The sequence below is a fragment of the Chryseobacterium artocarpi genome (assembly GCF_001684975.1).
Taxonomy (GTDB): Bacteria; Bacteroidota; Bacteroidia; order Flavobacteriales; family Weeksellaceae; genus Chryseobacterium; species Chryseobacterium artocarpi.
In genome coordinates this window covers 1-430 of the sequence record NZ_MAYH01000043.1, presented here as the reverse complement: position 1 = coordinate 430, position 430 = coordinate 1, and the positions used below count along the sequence as shown (strand labels likewise).

The window sequence follows — 430 nt, the reverse complement described above, 5'->3', positions numbered from 1 at the left end:
TAAGGAAGAATGGCTGGAGACCGAAAATAATCCGGAACAGGAAGATGCAGGAACAAGGGAAATCCCTTTTTCCAGAGAATTATATATTGAACGTGAAGACTTCAAAGAAGAAGCGAACAATAAATTCTTCAGACTGAAACTGGGTGGGGAAGTCCGTCTAAAATCAGCTTATATCATTAAGGCGGAAAGGGTAGAGAAAGATGAAAACGGAGAAATCACGGCCATCTATGCTACTTATGATGAAAAAAGTAAGTCAGGAAGTGGTACAGAAGAAAGTTTAAGAAAAGTAAAAGGAACTTTACACTGGGTATCCGCAAAACATGCGATTCCGGTGGAAGTAAGAATTTACGATAAACTGTTTACCGTTGAACAACCGGATGCGGAAAAAGATGTAGACTTCTTAAACTTCATCAATCCTGAATCTGTAACA

General features: G+C 38.8%; 1 pseudogene. It reads left to right on the top strand.

The window, feature by feature from the left end:
• Window positions 1-430: pseudogene (locus tag BBI01_RS14775) on the top strand (glutamine--tRNA ligase); the annotation flags it as partial.